The sequence below is a fragment of the Martelella sp. genome, assembly GCF_984369615.1.
Genome location: NZ_CFHTCS010000362.1, coordinates 1 through 4,310, shown reverse-complemented (window position 1 = coordinate 4,310; position 4,310 = coordinate 1). Strand labels below are relative to the sequence as shown.

Below are 4,310 nucleotides of genomic sequence, written 5' to 3'. Positions count from 1 at the left end.
CCCACCAATCTCCCCCCTTGAGGGGGAGATGTCGCGAAAGCGACAGAGGGGGGTAAAGCCTCCCCAATCGGCGCGGTGTTTCGGGTTTGCGGTTCACCCCCCTCTGCCCCTGTCGGGGCATCTCCCCCTCAAGGGGGGAGATCGGCTGGAGGTTGCGGCCGCGTTCGGGCATTCCCCACCCGCCGCCATATTGAGGGCAAAGCAACTCACTCATAACTATGCCCCGCCCTTAGCCCCTCGCGCACGCGGTGGGCGATCTTTAAAAATTCAGGGCTTTCGCGGATGTCGAGCGGGCGCTCCTTCGGCAGCGGGCTCTCGATCACGTCGGTCACCCGTCCGGGACGCGGGCTCATTACCACGATCCTGGTGGAGAGGTAGACGGCTTCCGGAATGGAGTGGGTGACGAAGCAGATGGTCTTATCGGTTCGCGCCCAGAGCTTCAGCAATTGCTCGTTCAGATGGTCGCGGACGATTTCGTCGAGCGCGCCGAAGGGTTCGTCCATCAGCAGAAGGTCGGCATCGAAGGCGAGCGCGCGGGCAATCGAGGCGCGCTGCTGCATGCCGCCGGAAAGCTGCCACGGGAATTTCTTCCCGAAGCCTGCCAGGTCCACCAGCTCCAGTACCCGTTCGATGCGGCGCTGCTGGTCGGCCCTGGTGTAGCCCATGATCTCCAGCGGCAGGGCAATGTTCTTCTCGATCGTGCGCCAGGGGTAAAGGGCGGCTGCCTGAAACACGTAGCCGTAGGCGCGGTCGAGCCGGGCATTTTCCGGCGTCGTGCCGTTGACGGTGATCTCGCCGGCGGTCTTCTTCTCCAGATCGGCGATAACCCGCAGGAACGTTGTCTTGCCGCAGCCGGACGGGCCGATGAAGGAGACGAAATCGCCCTTCTTCACGTCCAGATTGACATCCTTCAGGGCGTGGACCGGGCCGTCATTGGTCTGAAAGGTGAGACAGAGATCCTTCGCCGAGACGACGGAAAGGGGCGCCTTGTCGTTCATTCCGCGCTCTCCAGTTCGGCAAATCGCTTGCGCGCTATGGGGAAGAGATGATGTTCGCTGAGCGCCGCGCGCTTGACATCGATGTCGCCAAAGAGCGGCAGCCAGCGATATTCGGCGATCTCGGCCCGGGGGGCGACGTCCGGCGCGCCAAAGGTCGAGAAGGCTTCGGCCGTAACGATCATGCCGGGTTCGTTGGCCGCGCGTTCGCTGTGTCGGCCTTCGGGGCGGAGGTCTTCGGGCGCAAGTTTCAGCGCCAGTTCCTCGTCCAGTTCGCGCAGCAGCGCCGCGATCGGGGTTTCGCCGGCATCGATCTTGCCGCCGGGCTGCATGAAGGCCTCCGTGCCGCGCTTGCGCACGGTCAGCATCTCGCCCTTCTCGTTGATGATCAGGGCGACGGCGATGCGGATGGTGTTGTCGTCGCTCATCGGCTCAGACCCTCTTCTGCAGGGCAAGGGCCGCGCCCAGCATCACCAGAATGCCGCCTGCCGAAGCTTCAAGCCAGGCAACGACGCGTTCCGTCACCACCCGGGCAAGGGCGGAAAAGGCGAGCGCATAGATGATCAGGATCGGCAGTTCGAGCAGGACGGAAATGCCGCCGAACACGAGCATCTGCATGGCGACATCGCCCGTCGGATTGACGAATTGCGGCAGGATGGCAACGAAGAAGGCGAGGTTTTTCGGGTTCGCCGCCTGCACGCTGAAGCCGCGGAAGAACAGCTTGAAAGGGGCTTCGGGTGCTGCGCGTTTGAGTTTTGCCGCACCAGCCAGGGCCGAACCGCCTTCACCTTTCCGGCGTGAGAACAGCGGCGCGATCATCTTGATGCCGAGATAGCCGAGATAGACCGCACCGATGATTTTCACCACGTTGAAGAGCGTGGCGCTCATCAGGATCAGCGAGGCGACGCCGGCGGCCGACAGCGCGAAATAAAGCGCGTTGGTCGCCAGAATGCCGGCCGCTGCCGCCTGCGAGCGCCAGAAGCCCTGCCGCATGGAAAGACCCACGACCAGCAGCACGGCAGGCCCCGGCGACAGGCACAACAGGAATTCGGTCGCGGCAAAGGCCGCCACGCTTGACCAGTCCATGTGTCAGACCCCTGACGGCGGAATGCCGGCGCGCTCTATCTTACGCGGGGCAACGAGGTCCTTCCAGGCGGAAAGCGCCTTGCTGACGGCCGGATAGGGCTCGCGCTTGACGTATCTGCCGTGTCCTTCCTCGGTCTTCAGCGTCGATTCCTCGACCACGACCTTGCCGCGCGACAGCGTGAAGCGCGGCAGGCCCTTCACATGCTTGCCCTCGAACACGTTATAGTCGATGGCGGAAACCTGGGTTTCGGCGGTAATGGTCTTTTCCAGCGTCGGATCCCAGACGATGAGATCGGCATCGGCGCCGACCAGAACCGCGCCCTTCTTCGGGTACATGTTGAGGATTTTGGCGATGTTTGTGGAGGTGACTGCAACGAACTCGTTCATGGTCAGCCGGCCGGTGGTCACGCCATAGGTCCACAGGAGCGGCAGCCGGTCTTCCAGACCGCCCGTGCCATTCGGGATCTTGGTGAAGTCGTTGACGCCGTAGCGCTTCTGTTCGGTGGTGAAGGCGCAATGGTCGGTCGCAACGCAGGAGAGCGTGCCCGACTGCAGGCCGGCCCACAGCGAATCCTGGTGGCTCTTGTTGCGGAAGGGCGGCGACATCACCCGACGTGCGGAATGGTCCCAGTCCTTGTCGAAATATTCGCTTTCGTCGAGCATGAGATGCTGGATCAGCGGTTCGCCATAAACCCGCATGCCCTTCTGCTTGGCGCGGCGGATCGCCTCGTGGCTCTGCTCGCAGGAGGTGTGAACGACGTAAAGCGGCACGCCGGCCATATCGGCAATCATGATGGCGCGGTTGGTGGCCTCGCCTTCCACTTCCGGCGGGCGCGAATAGGCATGGCCTTCTGGGCCATTATTGCCTTCCGCCATCAGTTTCGCCTGCATGCTGGCAACGACATCGCCGTTTTCGGCATGGACCAGCGGCATGGCGCCAAGTTCCGCACAGCGCTGGAAGGAGGCGAACATCTCGTCGTCATTCACCATCAGCGCGCCCTTATAGGCCATGAAATGCTTGAAGGTGTTGATGCCGTGCTCCTTGACGACCGCTTCCATCTCGTCAAACACCTGTTTGTCCCACCAGGTGATGGCCATGTGGAAGGAATAGTCGCAGGCCGCACTCGTCGACTTGTTATCCCAGCGCTTGATCGCATCGAACAGCGACTGGCCGGGATCGGGCAGGCAGAAATCGACGACCATGGTGGTGCCGCCGGCAACGGCCGCGCGCGTGCCGCTGGCAAAGTCATCGGAGGAATAGGTGCCCATGAACGGCATCTGCAGATGCACATGCGGATCGATGCCGCCGGGCATGACGAAACAGCCGGTGGCATCCAGCGTCTCGTCGCCGGAAAGACCGGGGCCGATCTCGATGATCCGACCGTCCTCGATCTTCACATCGGACTTGTAGGTGAGGTCGGCGGTCACAATGGTGCCGCCCTTGATAACTGTGCTCATTCTGCTGTTCCCTTGATTTTCAAACGGGCGGTTTTCCGCTTCTCGTTTTGATGTTCTATTTCAGCCGGTATTTTCCCCGCGGATAGGTGTTCTCGTTCATGTCCGAAGGCGCTGCGCCGATGTTGGGGCTGACGCTGCCCCGGCTTTTTGTCGCCGTGCCGGTCGCCTGCACGACCGCCGTCCCGCCGCTGACGGTCGAGGCAGGTTTCGCGCCGATGAAGCCGCGCGAGCGAAGCGTGGGCTTTTGGCTGGACTTCATTGGACTTGCTCCGTGGCGGGCGAGTAGCGCGTGGTGTTGCAGGCCTCAGTCAGGCGATTTTCGAGAATGGCGACGATTGTTTCAAGCACGTCTTGTCGCTCCTTGAGTATTTCATCATTCCAGAAGCGGATGACGGAAAATCCTTGTGCGTTCAGATATCGCGTTCGCTCTATGTCATATTCATTTTCTGCATGCTGCGCGCCGTCCAACTCAATCACAAGCCCTTTTTCCCGGCAGGCGAAATCAGTGATGTATCGGCCGATCGGATATTGCCGCACGAACTTAACGCCGTTGAGGTTGCGGTTCCTGATCTCGCGCCAAAGCACCTTCTCGGCATCCGTTTCATTGCGACGCAGGGAGCGTGCGAACTGGGTGCGTGTGCTTTGCATGAGCCCCCCTCATCCGGCCTTCGGCCACCTTCTCCCCTCAGGGGAGAAGGGGTGACGCTTCGCGTTTGACGATGGTGCTTGTCGAAAACCCAGGGCATGCCCCACGCTCCCCCTCTCCCCGTG

The 4,310-nt window shown here is 61.9% G+C and carries 6 protein-coding genes; all 6 read right to left on the bottom strand.

Annotated features, from left to right (window positions below):
* Positions 1 to 206: 206 nt before the first annotated feature.
* From AC5DC2_RS20215 to AC5DC2_RS20190, 6 genes are read right to left on the bottom strand one after another with little or no spacing between them, the layout of a single operon-like run.
* Positions 207 to 998: an ABC transporter ATP-binding protein gene (locus AC5DC2_RS20215; RefSeq protein WP_491699776.1), complete on the bottom strand. Its 792-nt coding sequence runs from the start codon at positions 996 to 998 to the stop codon at positions 207 to 209.
* Positions 995 to 1,423 (bottom strand): NUDIX hydrolase, encoded by a 429-nt coding sequence (locus AC5DC2_RS20210; protein ID WP_024709068.1) that lies wholly within the window; start codon positions 1,421 to 1,423, stop codon positions 995 to 997. The genes AC5DC2_RS20215 and AC5DC2_RS20210 overlap by 4 nt, the downstream gene beginning before the upstream one ends.
* 4 nt (positions 1,424 to 1,427) lie before the next feature.
* The gene (locus AC5DC2_RS20205) at positions 1,428 to 2,081 is read right to left on the bottom strand and encodes a LysE family translocator (protein ID WP_491699775.1); all 654 of its coding nucleotides are present in this window, start codon (positions 2,079 to 2,081) and stop codon (positions 1,428 to 1,430) included.
* A gap of 3 nt (positions 2,082 to 2,084) precedes the next feature.
* Positions 2,085 to 3,539, bottom strand: coding sequence for a dihydropyrimidinase (gene hydA / locus AC5DC2_RS20200; protein WP_491699774.1), 1,455 nt, complete (start codon positions 3,537 to 3,539; stop codon positions 2,085 to 2,087).
* A 55-nt stretch (positions 3,540 to 3,594) separates the two neighbouring features.
* Entirely contained in the window at positions 3,595 to 3,798 is a 204-nt protein-coding gene (locus tag AC5DC2_RS20195; protein ID WP_491699773.1) for a hypothetical protein, read from the bottom strand.
* Positions 3,795 to 4,187 (bottom strand): endonuclease domain-containing protein, encoded by a 393-nt coding sequence (locus tag AC5DC2_RS20190; RefSeq protein ID WP_491699772.1) that lies wholly within the window; start codon positions 4,185 to 4,187, stop codon positions 3,795 to 3,797. The genes AC5DC2_RS20195 and AC5DC2_RS20190 overlap by 4 nt, the downstream gene beginning before the upstream one ends.
* Positions 4,188 to 4,310: the final 123 nt, after the last annotated feature.